Origin of the sequence: Alcaligenes sp. YSL9, assembly GCF_030515105.1 — a bacterium.
GTDB classification, from domain to species: domain Bacteria; phylum Pseudomonadota; class Gammaproteobacteria; order Burkholderiales; family Burkholderiaceae_B; genus Alcaligenes; species Alcaligenes phenolicus.
In genome coordinates this window covers 293533-311496 of record NZ_JALXJU010000002.1, presented here as the reverse complement: position 1 = coordinate 311496, position 17964 = coordinate 293533, and the positions used below count along the sequence as shown (strand labels likewise).

15 protein-coding genes are annotated in these 17964 nt (G+C 55.6%); 12 read left to right on the top strand and 3 right to left on the bottom strand.

The features are described from left to right. Positions 1–6: 6 nt before the first annotated feature. Positions 7–903 (top strand): lipid A hydroxylase LpxO, encoded by an 897-nt coding sequence (lpxO, locus tag M2Q46_RS09575; RefSeq protein ID WP_026485242.1) that lies wholly within the window; start codon positions 7–9, stop codon positions 901–903. A gap of 13 nt (positions 904–916) precedes the next feature. Continuing rightward, positions 917–1687, top strand: coding sequence for an SDR family oxidoreductase (locus M2Q46_RS09570; protein ID WP_302357140.1), 771 nt, complete (start codon positions 917–919; stop codon positions 1685–1687). 294 nt (positions 1688–1981) lie between these two features. Here M2Q46_RS09570 and M2Q46_RS09565 read toward each other — a convergent pair whose 3' ends face one another. Continuing rightward, complete coding sequence (locus M2Q46_RS09565) at positions 1982–2620, bottom strand: histidine phosphatase family protein (RefSeq protein WP_302357139.1); 639 nt, start codon at positions 2618–2620, stop codon at positions 1982–1984. Between the two features lie 319 nt (positions 2621–2939). Here M2Q46_RS09565 and M2Q46_RS09560 point away from each other — a divergent pair, with 319 nt between their 5' ends. Then, positions 2940–4265: a solute carrier family 23 protein gene (locus M2Q46_RS09560; protein ID WP_035270974.1), complete on the top strand. Its 1326-nt coding sequence runs from the start codon at positions 2940–2942 to the stop codon at positions 4263–4265. A 407-nt stretch (positions 4266–4672) separates the two neighbouring features. Next, on the top strand, positions 4673–5149 hold the full coding sequence (greA, locus tag M2Q46_RS09555) for a transcription elongation factor GreA (RefSeq protein WP_022983494.1): 477 nt from the start codon (positions 4673–4675) through the stop codon (positions 5147–5149). A 96-nt stretch (positions 5150–5245) separates the two neighbouring features. Here greA and M2Q46_RS09550 read toward each other — a convergent pair whose 3' ends face one another. Further along, positions 5246–5842 (bottom strand): YhbY family RNA-binding protein, encoded by a 597-nt coding sequence (locus tag M2Q46_RS09550; RefSeq protein ID WP_026485246.1) that lies wholly within the window; start codon positions 5840–5842, stop codon positions 5246–5248. A 17-nt stretch (positions 5843–5859) separates the two neighbouring features. On the opposite strand from M2Q46_RS09550, the gene M2Q46_RS09545 reads away from it, so the two are divergent. The 5 genes from M2Q46_RS09545 (at position 5860) to M2Q46_RS09525 (ending at position 11579) form a co-directional block, all read left to right on the top strand. After that, on the top strand, positions 5860–6498 hold the full coding sequence (locus M2Q46_RS09545) for an RlmE family RNA methyltransferase (protein ID WP_009463090.1): 639 nt from the start codon (positions 5860–5862) through the stop codon (positions 6496–6498). A 107-nt stretch (positions 6499–6605) separates the two neighbouring features. After that, positions 6606–8519, top strand: a complete 1914-nt coding sequence (ftsH, locus tag M2Q46_RS09540) for an ATP-dependent zinc metalloprotease FtsH (protein WP_009463092.1) — start codon at positions 6606–6608, stop codon at positions 8517–8519. Between the two features lie 26 nt (positions 8520–8545). Further along, complete coding sequence (folP, locus tag M2Q46_RS09535; protein ID WP_031232995.1) at positions 8546–9388, top strand: dihydropteroate synthase; 843 nt, start codon at positions 8546–8548, stop codon at positions 9386–9388. Further along, positions 9385–10728: a phosphoglucosamine mutase gene (gene glmM, locus M2Q46_RS09530; protein WP_302357138.1), complete on the top strand. Its 1344-nt coding sequence runs from the start codon at positions 9385–9387 to the stop codon at positions 10726–10728. The genes folP and glmM overlap by 4 nt, the downstream gene beginning before the upstream one ends. Before the next feature lie 68 nt (positions 10729–10796). Beyond that, complete coding sequence (locus M2Q46_RS09525) at positions 10797–11579, top strand: GNAT family N-acetyltransferase (protein WP_009463097.1); 783 nt, start codon at positions 10797–10799, stop codon at positions 11577–11579. A gap of 282 nt (positions 11580–11861) precedes the next feature. On the opposite strand, the gene M2Q46_RS09520 is transcribed toward M2Q46_RS09525, so the two are convergent. Beyond that, the gene (locus M2Q46_RS09520; RefSeq protein ID WP_026485250.1) at positions 11862–13352 is read right to left on the bottom strand and encodes a Ppx/GppA phosphatase family protein; all 1491 of its coding nucleotides are present in this window, start codon (positions 13350–13352) and stop codon (positions 11862–11864) included. A gap of 239 nt (positions 13353–13591) precedes the next feature. On the opposite strand from M2Q46_RS09520, the gene ppk1 reads away from it, so the two are divergent. The 3 genes from ppk1 (at position 13592) to pstC (ending at position 17963) form a co-directional block, all read left to right on the top strand. After that, complete coding sequence (ppk1, locus tag M2Q46_RS09515; RefSeq protein ID WP_009463101.1) at positions 13592–15664, top strand: polyphosphate kinase 1; 2073 nt, start codon at positions 13592–13594, stop codon at positions 15662–15664. Between the two features lie 96 nt (positions 15665–15760). Then, positions 15761–16804, top strand: coding sequence for a phosphate ABC transporter substrate-binding protein PstS (gene pstS, locus M2Q46_RS09510; protein WP_035270965.1), 1044 nt, complete (start codon positions 15761–15763; stop codon positions 16802–16804). Between the two features lie 220 nt (positions 16805–17024). Further along, complete coding sequence (pstC, locus tag M2Q46_RS09505; RefSeq protein ID WP_026485253.1) at positions 17025–17963, top strand: phosphate ABC transporter permease subunit PstC; 939 nt, start codon at positions 17025–17027, stop codon at positions 17961–17963. Position 17964 lies beyond the last annotated feature (1 nt).

Sequence of the window (17964 nt, the reverse complement as noted above, 5' to 3'; positions counted from 1 at the left end):
CATGTCGTGAAATGGTTCATTCTTGCCTTGTTCATCGTGTGCACGATTGTTGTGCACTTCAGGGGTCGAGTCAGGCACCGGTTTTCTCGCCAGTTGCTGGATCATTCCACCTTCACGGCTCCTCTGAACGTCTTCATGTACGGCTTTTCGGCAGTACCGAACGAGCCGTATCTGGATTTGAAACATTTTCCCGAGCTGAACAAGCTGCTGGAGCACTGCGATGAAATCCGTGCCGAGGCCGAGCAGCTATTTGGCGAAGGCCATATCAAGGCCTCGGACAAGTACAACGATGCGGGTTTCAACTCCTTCTTCAAAACCGGCTGGACGCGTTTTTACCTGAAGTGGTATGACGCGGATCATCCTTCGGCACGCGAACTGTGCCCGGTGACGACCAATCTGCTCAAGGACATTCCTTCGATCAAGGCGGCCATGTTCACCTCCTTGCCACCCGGTGCCCGTTTACCGCGTCACCGCGACCCTTATGCGGGTTCGCTGCGCTTTCACATGGGGCTGATGACGCCTAATAGTCCGGATTGTTATATCGAAGTGGATGGCCAGCGCTACCACTGGCGTGATGGCGAGGCCGTGGTGTTTGATGAGACCTTTATTCACTACGCCGAGAACAAAACGGATCAGAACCGCATTATCTTGTTTGCGGACGTAGAGCGCCCCATGCGTTACCGTTGGGCACAGGCGATCAATCACGCAGTAGGTGGTTTCTTGCTGCGCGCCGCTGCCGCTCCTAACCAGGAAGGCGACCGCACGGGTGGTATCAACCGTATTTTCGGTACGGTTTATGCAGTGCGTCGTTTCGGCAAGGCGATCAAGAAAAAGAACGAAACCCTGTACTACATCCTCAAGTGGTTGCTGGTGCTGGGCATTGCTGCCCTGATCTTCCTGTAAAAAGCAGGCAAAGATGCAAACCGTCTTTATCACGGGTGCCAGCAGCGGTCTGGGCAAAGCGCTGGCCCAGGAATACGCCGCTCAAGGTACTTGCCTGGGTTTGCTGGGCCGGCGTCAGGAAGAACTCCAGGCGCTGGCTGAGAGCTTGCCCGGTGTGCACCGTATCTATGTGGCGGATGTACGTGACAGAGACGCCTTGCATCAAGCGGCCCAGGACTTTTTGCGGTTCACAGGGCAGAAAATTGATGTGGTCATTGCCAGTGCGGGGATCAGCGCTGGCACCTTGACGGAAGAAACCGAGGATTTTGCCGTCTTCAAAGCCATTGTGGATACAAACCTTCTGGCCATGGTGGCGACCTTCGAGCCTTTTATCGGCACCATGAAAGCGGCGGGGAAGGGAACCTTGGTGGGTATTGCCAGCGTGGCGGGTATTCGTGGTCTGCCCGGTGCGGGGGCTTATAGCAGCTCCAAGGCGGCTGTCATTGCCTACTGCGAAAGCTTGCGGCTGGAGCTGTCGCTGTACGGTGTCTCTGTTGTCACCATTACGCCCGGTTATATTCGCACGGCCATGACGGCACAGAATCCTTACTCCATGCCGTTTCTGATGCCTGCTGAGGACTTTGCCCGCAAAGCTCGCAAGACCATCGAGCAGGGCGTGTCCTATCGAGTCATTCCGTGGCAGATGGGAGTTGTCTCTCGCCTGATGCGTCTTTTGCCTAATTGGCTGTATGACCGCTTGGCTCGTCAGGCGCCGCGCAAGCCGCGACTTAACAAAAAAAACTGATCATTCCCCCTGTAGCTGATTTTTGAAGTCCTTGTTGGCCTCATCGTGGTTGGAAGGGGGGCTATGCTTATGGCCGCAACCGCAACCGCAACCGCAATAGTGCCTGTGGCTCTTCCTGGTATAGGGCCGTCGCTATCGTAAGGATGAAGGTTGCGGGTGTGGCGCTGGAGACACTGTCAGGAACTGATGAGGTGAGTCAGGCGGACAGGACTCCGCACAAGTCTCAGGCTGGTTTATCGAACGCTGCAGCTAATCCGATCTGCGGGTACCTGCCTGATCATGGCTATGTATGGCTTAGACTTGCTCGTCCAGTGCCGTATTCAGATGTGGCAACTGCCCCCACTGCGTACAGGTCCAGTTCAAGTCCGCATCAATGCTGAAGAAGTTCAGGCTGGTATTCAGAATTGCGTGAGTGCGCTTGGCATTCAGCGCCTGCTGGTTCAGCTTGCGCCAAACCATATCAATGACACCGCCATGGGCAAAGATCAGCAGGTTTTTGCCCGCATTGTCCTGCGCCAGCGCCTCAAAGCAGCTCAGAACCCGTGTTTGAAACTGACGCAGTGATTCGCCGCCCTCTACGGCGTAATCGATATCGACGGTATCGTCGGGCTGATCCGGCCCATGGCGGCCTGCCGCATCCCAGGCCTGGCCTTCCAGCTTGCCAAAGCCGCGTTCGCGCAGTCCCTGGACTTGCTGGATTTCAATATCCCAATGCTGACAGGCAATTGCCGCAGTTTCCGAGGCGCGTTGCAGATCACTGCTGATGACGGCATCCACAGGCATGTGAAACGCCGGGGAGCTCAGGTAACTTTGCAGGGCACGGGCCTGTTCGCGGCCGGTCTCGTTCAGCTCTATATCCTGCCAGCCCTGTAAACGGCGTACGGCGTTCCAGGCGGTTTCACCATGGCGGATCAGACAAATAGACGTACTCATGCTGGCGTAATCACTCTGCTAGGGAATCGGACTGCCAAAGGCAGGCTGATTGTCTATTGTAATGGGCCAGTCAAGCACAGGCAGATAGAGGGGGTATATACCGCATATAGCGCGAGCATCGACGTCAAAAGGCAGTTTGAAACCTGTATTGGCTGGATCCATGTTGGGGTTTACCGCGTACTGCCTTATTTTCAGGTGCCTTGTTGAGTCTTTCACGTTTAAAATCATGCCTCAACGAATCAGCCAGTGCCTCAGGGAGCACTGCGCGACCGTCTGACGAATTGCGCTGTATTTCTTTATTCCTTTTCTGGAACCCTTTATGTCTCAGTCTTACTTCCCGCGTTGGCGCCGAGTGTCCGGCAGCGAACCCGGTGCGGTTGTGCAGCCCGACGAATGTCTAGCCACGCCGCAAAACATTGCCATGGGTGCGCAGCACGTGGTGGCCATGTTCGGCTCCACCATTCTGGCCCCCTTGTTGATGGGCTTTGATCCCAATCTGGCCATCTTGATGTCCGGTATTGGTACGCTGATTTTCTTTGTTTTTGTCGGTGGCCGGGTTCCCAGCTACCTGGGTTCCAGTTTTGCATTTATTGGCGGTGTGATTGCGGTTACCGGCTATGCCGGTAGCGGCCCGAATCCCAATATTGGCGTGGCCTTGGGGGCCATTATTATCTGTGGTCTGGTCTATACGCTGATCGGTGTTCTGGTCTGGGTGTTCAATGCCCGTACCCAGGGTGGGGCAGCGCGTTTGATCAACCATTGGATGCCTCCGGTTGTTACCGGCTCGATTGTGGCGGTGATTGGCCTGAACCTGGCTCCTATTGCGGCCAAGGGCGCGATGGGTAGCGGCACCTTCGATTCCATGATGGCCTTGATGACCGTGTTGTGCGTGGGTGGTATTGCGGTCTACACCCGTGGGGTGGCTCAGCGCTTGCTGATTCTGGTGGGTTTGGCTCTGGCTTGCGTGTTGTATTGGGTTTTCACCAATGTGATGGGCTACGGCACCCCAATCAACTTTGCGCCGGTTGCTGAAGCCGCCTGGCTGGGTCTGCCCAGCTTTTCTGCGCCTGTGTTCCAGGCTCATGCCATGACCGTGATTGTGCCGGTGGCCATTATTCTGGTGGCCGAGAACCTGGGTCACATCAAGGCGGTTAGCGCCATGACCGGTCAGGATCTGGACGGTTATCTGGGTCGTGCTTTCGTGGGTGATGGCGTGGCGACCATGCTGTCCGGCTCCGTAGGCGGCACTGGTGTGACGACTTATGCTGAGAATATCGGCGTGATGGCCGCTACCCGTATCTACTCGACGCTGGTGTTTGCCTTTGCTGCCGTGATCGCGATTTTCCTGGGCTTTTCGCCCAAGTTCGGTGCCGTGATCCAGTCCATTCCTGGCCCTGTACTCGGTGGCATGTCCATCGTGGTGTTTGGTTTGATCGCTATTGCCGGCGCCCGTATCTGGGTGGTGAACCAGGTGGATTTCAGCGATAACCGCAATTTGCTGGTGGCAGCCGTCACCCTGATTCTGGGGGCTGGTAACTTCTCCTTGCAGTTTGGCGTAATTCGTCTGGACGGCATTGGCTGCGCCACCTTTGGTGCTATTTTGCTGCACGCTTTGTTGCGAGGCCGTCGCCAGAATATGGTGTAGTCGGCCCAAGGCGAATCAAGACTGGCCTGGCTCTGACTAGTTTGGCCCTCAGCCTGTCGCCAGTCTTGACATAGCCTGCTCTAAACCCGTGGCCCTTGAGCTTCTGTTTTTTTACACAGGGGTTTCAGGGGCTTGCTATTTTCAGGCAGTTTGCCGACAATAGATCTCACACCCCGGTTCTTCGCGGGGTTTTTTTCTGCCGCAGAATTTCTCTGTGTCGGAAAAGCCATATTGGGGCAGCCGGCAGGTTTGGCTTGAGCAGTGTGTTTGAATGTACGCTGTAGGGTCAGCAGGACTTTCAAGTCGGCCGATTCAACCTGTTTGATTGTTTGCCCCATCATCGTTATCCCCCTATCTTCCAGGCGCTCCTGCTACGGAGCGTCTTTTACTTGTTGAGCAGGAATACTATGTCTGCGATCCCATTGACTGCGCAGGGCGCACAACGTTTGCAAGTCGAATTACACCGCCTCAAGACGGTGGAACGCCCGGATGTAATTAACGCCATCGCCGAAGCGCGAGCACAAGGCGATTTGTCCGAGAACGCCGAGTATGATGCCGCGCGCGAGCGCCAAGGCTTTATCGAGGGTCGGATTGCCGAATTGGAAGGCACTTTGTCCAATGCCCAGATTATCGAACCGGCCGCGCTGCAGGCGGATGGCCGCATCGTATTTGGTGCTACGGTTGAAATCGAGGACCTGGAGTCCGGCAACACCGTGACTTACCAGATTGTGGGTGACGTCGAGGCCGATATCCGTGCCAACAAGATCTCCATCTCCAGCCCTGTGGCTCGTGCCCTGATCGGCAAGAGCGAAGGTGATGTGGTCGAGGTCAAGGCGCCCGCCGGTATTCGTGAATACGAAATCCTGTCGATCAGTTACGTTTGACCTTGCTTCTGACAGCAGGCTTGCCCTGCTGTTGATTCGAGCACGCAAAAGAAAGGCCCCTGCACATTGTGCGGGGGCCTTATAATTTACGGCAGTTTAGCGTTTGCCCGAACCGCCCAGTCCGCGACGAGCACCTGCCCGCAAGGACATGGCACTGCCAGGACGGTTGGTATTGCTACGGGGCGCGGCAGCAGGTTTGACTGCCGAGAACTTTTGAACACTGCGTGGTGCGGCCGAGGCTTTCTTCTCCTGGGTGCTGCTGCGTTCAGCTTGCATTTCAGCACGGCGAGCACGTTCCGTCTTGCGCGTACGCTGAACACCGGAAGCGGCCAGCTTTTTGGGCGTGTAAGGCTCCGAAGGCTTGCGTACCGCACGGGTAGGTTTTTCAACAGGCGCTCCCAAAACAGGGGGGCGTTCGATATTGGGTCTGTAGATAGTCAGGATTTTGCCCAGATGATGAATAGGGGCAGCATCGAGCGCATCGCAGATTTGTTCTAACATGGTCAGACGAGCCTGACGGTCATCACCGGCCACACGGATCTTGATGAGCTGGTGAGCCTGCAGGTGGACGGTGATTTCCTTGATCACGGCGTCGGTCAGGCCATTGTCTCCAATCAGGACAACTGGGCGCAGAGCGTGAGCAGCAGCACGAAGTTCGCTGCGCTCATGAGGTGTAAGGTTGAGTTTTGGCATAAAGAGATTGTACGGGAATGGCCAAGAAAAAATTCTCTAAAGAGTGGGTTCAGCAGCATATAAATGACCCCTACGTCAAATTGGCGCAACAAAAAGGGTATCGCGCGCGTGCGGCCTTCAAGCTCAGTGAAATATTGGATCTGGAGAAGATTCAGGTTCAGGGCAAGGTGGTGGTGGACCTGGGGTCTACGCCGGGCAGCTGGTCGCAATTGATACGGGAACGCATGGTCGGCCCTGGCGGTGTGCTCAATGGTCGCATTATCGCACTGGATATATTGGAAATGGAACCAATTGCCGGGGTAGAGTTCATGCAAGGCGACTTTCGCGAGGACTCTGTACTGGAGCAATTGCAAGATTCCTTAAAAGGTGCGGCGGTAGACCTTGTGATTTCGGATATGGCCCCCAACTTGTCTGGTGTGGCATCGGCCGATTCCGCCCGCATCCAGCATTTATGCGAGCTGGCACAGGAATTTGCCCTGCAGCATCTGACCGATGAAGGGGTACTGATCGTCAAAGCCTTCCACGGCAGCGGGTTTTCCCAGATCGTGGAGTCTTTCAAGCAGAATTTTGTCAGAGTCGTCGAGCGTAAACCCAAGGCTTCGCGTGATAAATCCTCCGAAACCTTTCTCGTTGCCCGTGGCTTGAAGCGCAGGTAATTTATGACTTGCCGGGCTTTGAATCGGGTAGAATGAACTATGTATGGCGCTTGTTCAGGTATGTGTAAGCATATGGAGCAAGTTATCGCAATCGCAGGAGATTGGCTTTGAACAATTCGTTTTCCAAAGTCGCGATCTGGATGGTTATTGCGCTGGTGCTGTTTACTGTTTTCAAGCAGTTTGACGGCCGGCCACCAGCCACTGATGGCGTCACTTACACACAATTCATGAATGATGCCCGCTCCGGCCGCATCAGCAAGGTGGATATTCAGGGCGATACCCTGCATGTCACGCCGGATTCTGGCCGCAGCTACTCGCTGACGTCCCCCGGTGACCTGTGGATGGTGCCTGAACTGGTGAAATCCGGTGTGCAGGTATCGGGTAAAGCCCGTGAAGAGCCTTCCTTCCTGACCAGCCTGTTCATCTCCTGGTTCCCCATGCTGCTCCTGATTGGCGTGTGGGTGTTCTTCATGCGTCAGATGCAAGGTGGCGGCAAGGGCGGGGCATTCAGCTTCGGTAAATCCCGTGCACGTTTGCTGGACGAGAACTCCAACCCTGTTACCTTTGCGGACGTGGCCGGTTGCGACGAAGCCAAGGAAGACGTACAGGAACTGGTGGACTTTCTGCGCGACCCAAGCCGCTTCCAGCGTCTGGGTGGCCGCATTCCACGCGGTATCCTGATGGTTGGCTCGCCAGGTACAGGTAAGACCCTGTTGGCTCGTGCCATTGCAGGCGAAGCCAAAGTGCCTTTCTTCAGCATTTCCGGTTCCGACTTCGTGGAAATGTTTGTGGGTGTGGGTGCTTCCCGTGTTCGCGATATGTTCGAGACCGCCAAGAAGCAATCGCCTTGCATCATCTTTATCGACGAAATTGACGCCGTGGGCCGCCAGCGTGGCGCAGGCCTGGGCGGTGGTAACGACGAACGTGAACAGACACTGAACCAGTTGCTGGTCGAGATGGACGGTTTTGAAACCGGCCAAGGCGTACTGGTCATTGCTGCAACCAACCGTCCTGACGTACTGGACCCCGCTTTGCTGCGTCCTGGCCGTTTTGACCGTCAAGTGGTTGTTGGCCTGCCTGACATCCGTGGTCGTGAGCAGATTCTGAAAGTGCACATGCGCAAAGTGCCTTTGGCTCCCAACGTGGACGCCGTGGTGCTGGCTCGTGGTACTCCCGGTTTCTCCGGTGCTGATCTGGCCAACCTGGTCAACGAAGCCGCTTTGTTCGCCGCGCGCCGTAATGGTCGCACCGTGGATATGCAGGACTTCGAGCGCGCCAAGGACAAGATCATCATGGGTGCAGAACGTCGCACCATGATCATGCCCGAGGAAGAGCGTCGCAACACCGCTTACCACGAAGCCGGTCACGCCTTGGTAGCTTGCATGCTGCCCAAGACGGACCCGGTTCACAAAGTCACCATCATTCCTCGTGGTCGTGCTTTGGGTGTCACCATGCAGTTGCCGGAAGGCGATCGCTACAGCATGGACAAAGAGCGCCTGTTGAACATGATTGCCGTGCTGTTCGGTGGTCGTATCGCTGAAGAAGTGTTCATGAATCAAATGACCACGGGCGCATCGAACGACTTTGAACGTGCCACGCAAATTGCGCGTGACATCGTGACTCGCTACGGCATGACAGACTCCCTGGGGCCTGTTGTGTACGCCGAGAACGAAGGCGAAGTGTTCCTGGGTCGCAGCGTCACCAAAACCACCCATGTGTCCGAAGCCACCATGCAGAAAGTGGACTTCGAAATCCGCAAGATTATCGACGAGCAGTACGCGGTTGCCCGCAAGCTGATCGAAGACAATATGGACAAGATGCATGCCATGGCCAAGGCCTTGCTGGAGTGGGAAACCATTGATGCCGACCAGATCGACGACATCATGAAAGGTTTGCCACCACGGGCTCCACACGTGCCCAACAGCAATGACAACACACCCTCCGATGGCTCCACGCCACCAGCCGCTGGTCCTCGCCCAGCCGATGACAAGGGTGCCGCGGCGACAACGCCGGTTGCTTAACTTACAACATAGGCCATGCCTATTTCATGAATTACCCTGAGTGGTCTTGTGGGCGCTTCCAGTTTGGGCTGGAGCGCCCTTTGGTTATGGGGATTGTGAATGTCACCCCAGACTCCTTTTATGACGGCAACGCACACAATGATTTGCCTCGGGCGCTGGACCACGCCCGTCAATTAATCGCCGAAGGCGCAGACATTCTGGATATTGGTGGCGAGTCGACTCGTCCCGGTGCCGAACCCGTTTCCCTGGAACAAGAGCTTGAGCGTGTCATCCCTCTGATCGAGGGCTTGCGCGACAGCGGTGTGGCCTTGTCGGTGGATACGTTCAAGCCTGAGGTCATGCGCGCCAGCCTGGCGGCCGGTGCAGACATGATCAATGACATCTATGCCTTGCGCATGCCCGGTGCCATCGAGGCCGTCAAGGACTCCAATTGCGGTCTGTGCATCATGCACATGCAAGGTGAGCCCCGGACCATGCAAGAGCAGGTTCACTACGATGATGTGGTCGTTGATGTACGTCATTTTTTGCAACAACGATGTGACGCCATAGTGAGCGCAGGCATTCAATCCGAGCGTATCATGCTGGATCCCGGCTTTGGCTTCGGTAAAACAGCGGCACATAATTATCAGTTGCTACGGGATTTGCAGCAGGCGGCAGTGCCTGGTTACCCCTGGTTGATCGGCTTGTCGCGCAAATCCATGATTGGCCATGTCACGGGGAAACCCGCCAGTGAGCGTTTGATTGGCAGTCTATCGGCAGCCCTTGCCTGCGTGGCACGGGGCGCAAAAATTGTCCGTGTCCATGATGTAGCCGCCACGCGCGAAGCGCTGGATGTGTGGAACGCGGTTGAATGTGGAGTCTCTGAATGAGCGATCGTAAGTATTTCGGCACCGATGGTGTCCGCGGTGAAGTAGGTGGCCCAACGATTAACCCCGAGTTCGCTTTGCGCCTGGGTTACGCTGCCGGGCAGGTTCTGGCTGCCCAGTATGAAGGTACAGGCCGCCCCACCGTGGTGATTGGCAAGGACACCCGTATTTCTGGCTACATGCTGGAATCGGCGCTGGAAGCCGGTTTGTCGGCCGCCGGGATCGATGTATTGCTGGCTGGCCCTGTGCCTACGCCCGCTGTGGCCTATTTGACGCGTACGCTGCGCCTGACGGCCGGTATCGTGATCTCTGCCTCGCACAACCCGTATTACGACAACGGTATCAAGTTCTTTTCCGCACAGGGCACCAAGCTGCCTGACGAGATCGAGCTGAAAATCGAGCAAGCCATTGACCAGCCCATGCACTGGGTGAAGTCCGAGTCCCTGGGCCGCGCCCGTCGTCTGGCTGACTCGGCTGGCCGTTATATTGAATTTTGCAAGAGTGCCTTCCCGAACGACTTGAACCTGAATGGGCTCAAGATTGTTGTGGATGCCGCTCATGGCGCGGCTTACAACATCGCTCCGCACGTGTTCCGCGAATTGGGTGCCGAAGTGGTTGCCGTGGGTGTTCAGCCTGATGGGTTCAACATCAATCAGGAAGTGGGCGCGACTTATCCCGAGAAGCTGGCCGAAGAAGTACGCAAGCACGGCGCAGATTTGGGGATTGCGTTGGATGGTGACGCAGACCGTCTGCAAATGGTCGATTCCCAGGGGCGCATCTACAATGGCGACGAACTATTGTATCTAATTGTTGCTGATCATCTGCAGACCCAGCCTGTAAAAGGTGTGGTCGGCACGCTGATGACCAACCTGGGTTTCGAGAAGAAAATGCAGGAATTGGGCGTGGAGTTTGCCCGCGCCAAAGTGGGCGACCGTTACGTGCTGGAATTGATGCAGCAAAACGGCTGGGTGTTCGGTGGCGAAAGCTCCGGTCACCTGCTGTGCCTGGACTGGCACACCACAGGCGATGGTATTATTGCCGCCTTGCAAGTGCTGACCGCCCTGTGCCATAGCGGCAAGAGCCTGCCAGAACTGATGGAAGGCCTGAAGATGTACCCGCAAATTATGGTTAACGTGCCATTGCAAGCGGGCCAGGACTGGAAAAACCATGTGGGTTTGCAACAGGCAACCCGTGAAGTGGAGCAAATGTTGGGTGACCGTGGGCGAGTGCTTATTCGTGCATCAGGTACAGAACCCAAGCTGCGCTTGATGGTGGAAGCAGAACAAGCCGATCTGGCTCAAGCAGGCATCGATACCTTGCTTGCAGTGGATTTAATGAAATAGTAATGTGGCTATCAAATACCTGAAACATTGTTTGTGCATGATGCACGAAAGTGTTTGGAGTCATCACGATGCTAAATCTTGAGCGCGAACGTACTGAAGTGGATTGGGCGAATACTTGGGCAGGTCATACCGTTGGAGGCCTGGCCTTGCGCCTGGCTCGTACCCAGGCTGAGCTTGAATGCCTTCAGCGCTTGCGTTTTCAGGTTTTCACCCAGGAAATGAACGCCGTCTTTCCAGACCAGCACAATGGTCTGGATATAGACCGCTTCGACCCCTGGTGCGAGCATTTCATGGTTACCGAACCCGAGGAAAACCGGGTTGTAGGAACCTACCGCTTGCTGACCCCTGAAAATGCCAATAAAGCGGGCGGCTATTACTCAGAGTCCGAATTCGATATCAGCGCCCTGGATGCGCTGCGCCCCAGCCTGGTTGAGGTTGGGCGCTCCTGCATCCATCCCGACTACCGTAATGGCTCGGCCATCATGATGCTGTGGGGTGGCATTGCTGCCCTGACGCGTGTAGGCGGTTACCGTTACCTTCTGGGTTGTGCCAGTGTCAGTTTGCGTGACGATGGCGTCACCGCCGCCGAAGTCTGGCGTGTGGCCCAGAAGTCCATGCAGGACAACAAGCACATTCCGCATGTGCAGCCCTTGAATCGCTATCCGGTTGAACGACTGAACAGCGATTTGCCAGCGCGCATTCCACCGCTGATCAAAGGCTACCTGAAGCTGGGTGCCACGATTTGTGGTGAGCCTGCCTGGGATCCGGACTTCAATACGGCAGACTTTCCTGTCCTGCTGGATCTGGAAGCCATGGACGAGCGCTATAAACGTCACTTTGGCCTGGTCTGATTGCGTATTGCTCAGGCCTGACCAAGTCGGGCCTGAATAGGGCCTGCGAATAAAAAGAACCCCCGAAAGTTGGATGGCTATCCAACTTTCGGGGGTTTTTTAGGTTCTGATGATCTGCTTGGCTCGGGCTTGGCAGGCTTTGGCGCTGTCAATGAGCGGCTCGGCCAGCTAGTGTCGCCATACTCCAATCAACGGGCCTGTCAGCAAGGCTATCGGGGCTGTAAGCTGGGTGGAGTGTTTTTCAACAGGCCCACCTGGCCGCTACACGTCCAGCAGGCCTTGTCAGACCAGCTCCAGGCTCAAATCATTGATATCGCTTTGCCAAGCCTGTACTTCAGCCAGCAAGGAGGCCTGGGACAGGGGATGGCTGGCCATCCATTCGTGATCCAGATGAATCATGACGGTTTTGCCACGCGCTTGCAGGCTCAGCGGCAAGGTTTCCCTGTCCTCGCGACGGCGCATCAGCATGACGGCCAGACGCAGGCTCAGCAATGTCAGCCACCAGGCGTTATTGGACTCAAAGCGCTTGAGCTTGCCCAGCTTGCCCTGATGACCCAGGCTCAGGAAGCTCAACAAGGCTTGGTCGTCGTTGGAAAAACCGGGCATATCGGCATGTTCCAGCACGTAGGCCGTGTGCTTGTGGTAATCCGCATGTGCAATGCTCAGGCCCACTTCATGAAGATCGGCGGCCCAGCCCAATTGACGCTGCAGTTCCTGCACTTCAGGGGTGTCGGGCAGCTTCAGTTGTGCGAAGAACTTCATCGCCGCGTCGTGCACACGATGGGCCTGGCGTGTGTCGACCTGATAGCGTTTCATCATTTGCTGAACGGTCTGGTCACGCTGATCGTGTTCCGATTCGCGCCCCAGCATGTCGTAGAGCACACCCACACGCAGTGCGCCTTCACCAGGCAGCATCTGGCGAATCTTCAGCTCCTGGAAGGCGGCCATCATAATGGCCAGACCTGCCGCCAGCACGGGCGCGCGGTGAGGCTTGATGCCGCTCAGATTGCGTGTGTCCACCTTGCCATCGTGTACCAGGCGTTTGCGCAGCAATTCCATGCCTTCCAGGGTGATCCCCTTTTTGGACATGCCGTTCTCTTGCAGGATGGCGATCAGACCCTTGGCGGTTCCGGAGGAGCCATACGCTTCCTGCCAGCCCGTTTTGCGGTATTGGCGCGTAATTCCTTCCAGTTCGCGACGAGCCGTCAGGATCGCATTGCTCATGCGCTCTTCGGTGATCACGCCATCGGAGAAAAACTTGTCGGTATAGCTGACACAGCCCATGTAGAGCGAAGACAGCAGCAGAGGTTTGAGGCCCTTGCCAATAATGACTTCGGTCGAACCGCCGCCGATGTCGATCATTAGACGGCGATTGGGGGAGGGGGGCAGCTCGTTGCTGATCCCCGAGAAAATCAGGCGGGCTTCCTCGTGGCCGGAGATGACCTCGATAGGAAAGCCAAAGGCCGCCTCGGCAGCCGGCAGAACCTCGCTTAAATTGCGTGCCACCCGAAAGGTATTGGTGGCCACAGCGCGAACGCGATTGGGGTGAAAACCGGCCAGACGTTCGTTGAAGCGTTTCAGAATGACTACGGCGCGTTCAATGGCATCGGGACTGATGTATTTGTCGGGACCCATGCCAGCGGCGAGTCGGACGGATTCATTCAGTCGGTCAATGGTGTAGATCTGGGCATGACCGTTGTGCTGAACCACTCGTCCAATGGATAAACGAAAGCTGTTGGAGCCCAGGTCCACAGCGGCAAGAAGTTGTTCCATGAGGCATCGCTCGGGATGATTACTGTGCGATTATAAGGACATTAATCATGGGTTTTGTTACATAAACCGGAAAATTAAGAAAAGTTAGATGAAAGCATCTTGGGAAAGGCGATGTGATATTTGCGCTCCTGCCAGGCAGAGCTGTTTTAGACTTGAATTGCTACGGGTCATAGAGCTGTAACATTCATGTAGTAAAAGTCTCACGATCCCATTTTCTTTGGCTTTTTAACGACCTCACCATGCTGCCTTCTCCAGATTCAACCTTGCTAAACCGTGAGTTGTCCTTGCTCAAGTTCAATGAGCGAGTGCTGGCCATGGCCGAAAATTCGACCACGCCTTTGCTGGAGCGCTTGCGCTACATCTGTATCGTGAGTTCTAACCTGGATGAATTCTTTGAAATTCGTATTTCCAGTCTGAAAGAACAGATCTTGCAAAATCCTCATCAAGTGGGGGATGACGGGTTTTTGCCTCAACAAGCGTTTGACAAGGTGCAGGCTGCGGCTCACCAGTTGGTCGAGAAACAAAACGACTTGCTGATGGACGAGGTCTTGCCGACCTTGATGGATGAAGGCATAGGGTTGCTGCTGACCGCGCTATGGACACCTGCTCAGCGTGAATGGGCATATCAAACCTTTTTGCGTGACGTTATGCCTTTGCTCACGCCTATTGGTCTGGACCCGGCGCATCCCTTTCCGCGCGTCTACAACAAAAGCCTGAACTACATTGTTGAGCTGAGCGGTGAAGACGCCTTTGCCCGCACCGGCACGATTGCCATTGTGCAGGCACCCCGTGCCTTGCCACGTGTGATTCGTGTGCCAGATGATATCGCCGGCATTCCCCAGGGCTATATGCTGCTGACTTCCCTGATCAGCGTTTTTGTGGGCGAGCTTTTTCCCGGCATGGACGTAAAGGGCTGCTATCAGTGGCGCGTTACCCGTAACAGCGATCTGTTTGTGGACGAGGAAGAAGTTACCAACTTGCGCGCCGCCTTGCAGGGTGAGCTGTCGCAACGTAACTTTGGTGCGGCCGTACGTCTGGAAATTGACCGTTCCATGCCCGAGCGCCTGGAGCGCTTTTTGCAAAGCGAGTTTTCGCTGGATGTGCCAGATACTTATCGCGTCAGCGGCCCGGTCAATCTGACGCGCCTGATGCAGCTGTGTAATGTGCCAGACCGTCCGGATCTTCTGTTCCCGGATTACCGTGCGCCTATTCCGGCGCCGTTTGATTCTTCATTTGAATCCCCCGCACAGTTTTTTGAGGCGATTTCCCGCAAAGACCAACTGCTGCACCATCCGTATCAGTCCTTCCAGCCCGTCTTGAGCTTCTTGCGTGCCGCAGCGGCGGACCCGGCAGTCGTCGGTATCAAGCAGACGATTTACCGTACTGGTGAAGATTCGGAGTTGATGAATATCCTCCTGTCGGCGGCGCGTGCTGGCAAAGAGGTAACGGTGGTGGTGGAGCTGATGGCTCGTTTTGACGAACAGACCAATATCAATTGGGCCGCCAAGCTGGAAGAGGTGGGAGCACACGTCAGTTACGGGGTGGTGGGGCACAAGACCCACGCCAAGATGGCCCTGGTGTTGCGTCGTGAAGGGGGGTCGATCCGGCGTTATGGCCATTTGGGTACGGGTAACTATCACCCGCGCACCGCTCGCCTGTACACGGACTTTGGCCTGATTACCGCTAATCAGGAAATTTGCGAGGACATGGACAAGGTGTTTTCCATGCTGACCGGGCTGGGTGCCTGGCGGCCCCTGAAGCGCTTGCTGCAGTCGCCGTTCACCTTGCATGACAGCATGATGGATCGCATCCAGGCGGAAACCGAGCGCGCCCTGGCAGGCAAGAAAGCCCGCATCATGGCCAAGATGAACTCGCTGCTGGAGCCCAAGATCATTCAGGCGCTTTATGATGCCAGCCAGGCCGGAGTCAGGGTAGACCTGATCGTGCGTGGTGCTTGCGCCTTGCGTCCGGGGGTCAAGGGTTTGTCGGAGAACATCCAGGTACGTTCAATCATCGGACGCTTTCTGGAGCACTCGCGTGTTTTCTATTTCTACAATGGCGGTCAGGAAGAGGTCTTTATTTCCTCGGCCGACTGGATGGACCGCAACTTCTTCCGCCGCGTGGAGCTGGGTGTGCCAGTGCTGGACCGCAGCCTGAAAAAGCGGGTCATTGCCGAAGCCTTCACCTATGCCTTGCGTGACAACCAGTTGTCCTGGAAGGCCAATCCGGATGGCACTTATAACCGCATCCGCAGTCGCGGTGCCCCGTTCAATCTGCATCTGAGCATGATGCAGCGCTTGGGCGGTGTGTGAAATACAGACTGTCATGAACGTGTCATATAGTCTGTTTACTATGACGACACATACAGGGTGGGCCTGTGATCTGACTATCATCAAGAGGATTTCTCGATGTTAAAACGTGTATTCAACAAGGTAAGTATTGCTCTGGCGTTCAGCGCTTTTGCGGCTACTGCCACAGCTGCAGACGTAACCGGTGCTGGTGCGTCGTTCCCTTACCCAATCTATGCCAAATGGGCGGCTGAATACGCCAAACAAACGAATAACCGCGTCAACTACCAGTCGATTGGTTCGGGTGGTGGTCAGCAGCAGATTATTGCCAAGACCGTGGATTTCGGTGCTTCGGACGACCCAATGAAGGTCGAAACACTGGAAAAAGAAAACCTGTTGCAGTTCCCCGCCGTGATCGGTGGTGTGGTGCCTGTGATCAACGTCGAAGGCATTGAGCCTGGCAAGCTGAAACTGTCCGGTAAAGTACTGGGCGATATCTACCTGGCCAAGATCACCAAGTGGGACGATGCAGCCATCAAGGAACTGAACCCCGATTTGACCTTGCCTAACAAGGACATCGTGGTGGTTCACCGCTCCGACGGTTCGGGCACCACTTTCGGTTGGACCAACTATCTGTCCAAAGTGTCCCCGGACTGGAAGTCCCAGGTTGGTGAAGGCAAGGCTGTGAAGTGGCCTACCGGTCAAGGTGGCAAGGGTAACGAAGGCGTGGCTGCTTACGTACGCCAGCTGCAGAACTCGATCGGCTACGTTGAATACGCTTACGCCAAGCAAAACAAACTGTCCTGGACCCAGTTGCAGAACAAGGACGGCCAATTCGTCCAGCCTGGTCAGGAAAGCTTTGCTGCCGCCGCTGCCAACGCAGACTGGGCCGGTACGCCTGGCATGGGTGTGATTCTGACCGAAGAGCCTGGCGCACAGTCCTGGCCTATCACTTCGGCTACCTTCATCCTGATGCACAAGGTGCAGGACAAGCCCGAGAACGGTAAAGAAGTGCTGAACTTCTTTAACTGGGCCTTCGAGAACGGTGCCAAATCTGCTGAAGAGCTGGATTACGTTGCGTTGCCTAAGGACGTAACCGACCAGATCAAGGCGGCCTGGGCATCGGAGATCAAGTCCAAAGACGGCGCTGCGGTCTGGAAGTAAGATTCGTGTTCAAATACAGGTCAGTTGTAAATTGATCCTGCGAGACGGCCCACCTCTAGGTGGTGCCGTCTTTATTATGTAAAAATTACGGTTTTGTCTTGAACGCACAGCGCATAGCGTTATCCGGTTTGTTGGGCTGGAGCAGCCTTGGCTGTTACAGAATCTGTGAATCGGTTGCAGTGCGTTCGTCCTATTCCGGCCTGACCCTTCATCTGTCTACATGAAATCAAATCAGAACGCCTTTATGGACGGCATTTTCAAGAACATGACACGCTCGTTTGCGTTTCTCGTGTTCATATTGCTGGCTGCCATCTCTATTTCCCTGATCTATGGAAGCCGGGAATCCATTGCCGAATACGGTTTCTCTTTTCTCTGGACGAATAACTGGGATCCGGTCAATAACGAATATGGCGCATTGGTGCCCATTGCCGGTACCTTGCTGACTTCTTTCATCGCACTCTGTATTGCCGTGCCGGTCTCGTTTGGCATTGCGATGTTCCTGACAGAGCTCTCGCCAGCCTGGTTGCGTCGCCCTCTGGGTACGGCCATTGAAATGCTGGCTGCGATTCCCTCCATTATTTACGGTATGTGGGGCCTGTTTGTTTTTGTGCCCCTGTTCCAGCGCTATGTACAGCCTGGCCTGATCTCCTTTTTTGACGGGGTGCCAGTGCTGGGTCAGATCTTTGCGGGCCCTCCCTTCGGGATTGGTGTGTTCACCGCCGGTCTGATTCTGTCCATTATGGTGATCCCCTTCATTACCGCCGTGATGCGCGACGTGTTCGAGCTGGTGCCTCCCATGCTCAAGGAGTCCGCTTATGGTCTGGGCAGCACGACCTGGGAAGTGATGTGGCGTGTGGTGCTGCCTTTCACCAAGAACGGGGTGATTGGCGGGATCATGTTGGGTCTGGGACGTGCGCTGGGTGAAACCATGGCTGTCACCTTTGTGATTGGTAACTCCTTTAACTTGCCAAGCTCGCTGTTTTCGCCCTCGAACTCGATTGCGTCTGCACTGGCCAACGAGTTTAACGAAGCCGGTGGCATGCAGAAATCCGCCTTGCTGGAGCTGGGTCTGATCCTGTTCCTGATCACCACGGTTGTATTGGCGATCTCCAAGTTGCTCTTGTTGCGTCTGGCCAAGAACGAAGGCACGTCGCGCTAAG

Excerpts from the sequence above, each read along its gene's own strand:
- greA (WP_022983494.1), top strand. The coding sequence starts at position 4,673 with ATGTCTGCGATCCCATTGACTGCGCAGGGCGCACAACGTTTGCAAGTC.
- glmM (WP_302357138.1), top strand. The coding sequence starts at position 9,385 with ATGAGCGATCGTAAGTATTTCGGCACCGATGGTGTCCGCGGTGAAGTA.
- M2Q46_RS09570 (WP_302357140.1), top strand. The coding sequence starts at position 917 with ATGCAAACCGTCTTTATCACGGGTGCCAGCAGCGGTCTGGGCAAAGCG.
- M2Q46_RS09545 (WP_009463090.1), top strand. The coding sequence starts at position 5,860 with ATGGCCAAGAAAAAATTCTCTAAAGAGTGGGTTCAGCAGCATATAAAT.
- pstC (WP_026485253.1), top strand. The coding sequence starts at position 17,025 with ATGAAATCAAATCAGAACGCCTTTATGGACGGCATTTTCAAGAACATG.
- M2Q46_RS09525 (WP_009463097.1), top strand. The coding sequence starts at position 10,797 with ATGCTAAATCTTGAGCGCGAACGTACTGAAGTGGATTGGGCGAATACT.
- folP (WP_031232995.1), top strand. The coding sequence starts at position 8,546 with ATGAATTACCCTGAGTGGTCTTGTGGGCGCTTCCAGTTTGGGCTGGAG.
- M2Q46_RS09550 (WP_026485246.1), bottom strand. The coding sequence starts at position 5,842 with ATGCCAAAACTCAACCTTACACCTCATGAGCGCAGCGAACTTCGTGCT.
- M2Q46_RS09560 (WP_035270974.1), top strand. The coding sequence starts at position 2,940 with ATGTCTCAGTCTTACTTCCCGCGTTGGCGCCGAGTGTCCGGCAGCGAA.
- M2Q46_RS09565 (WP_302357139.1), bottom strand. The coding sequence starts at position 2,620 with ATGAGTACGTCTATTTGTCTGATCCGCCATGGTGAAACCGCCTGGAAC.
- M2Q46_RS09520 (WP_026485250.1), bottom strand. The coding sequence starts at position 13,352 with ATGGAACAACTTCTTGCCGCTGTGGACCTGGGCTCCAACAGCTTTCGT.
- ppk1 (WP_009463101.1), top strand. The coding sequence starts at position 13,592 with ATGCTGCCTTCTCCAGATTCAACCTTGCTAAACCGTGAGTTGTCCTTG.
- pstS (WP_035270965.1), top strand. The coding sequence starts at position 15,761 with ATGTTAAAACGTGTATTCAACAAGGTAAGTATTGCTCTGGCGTTCAGC.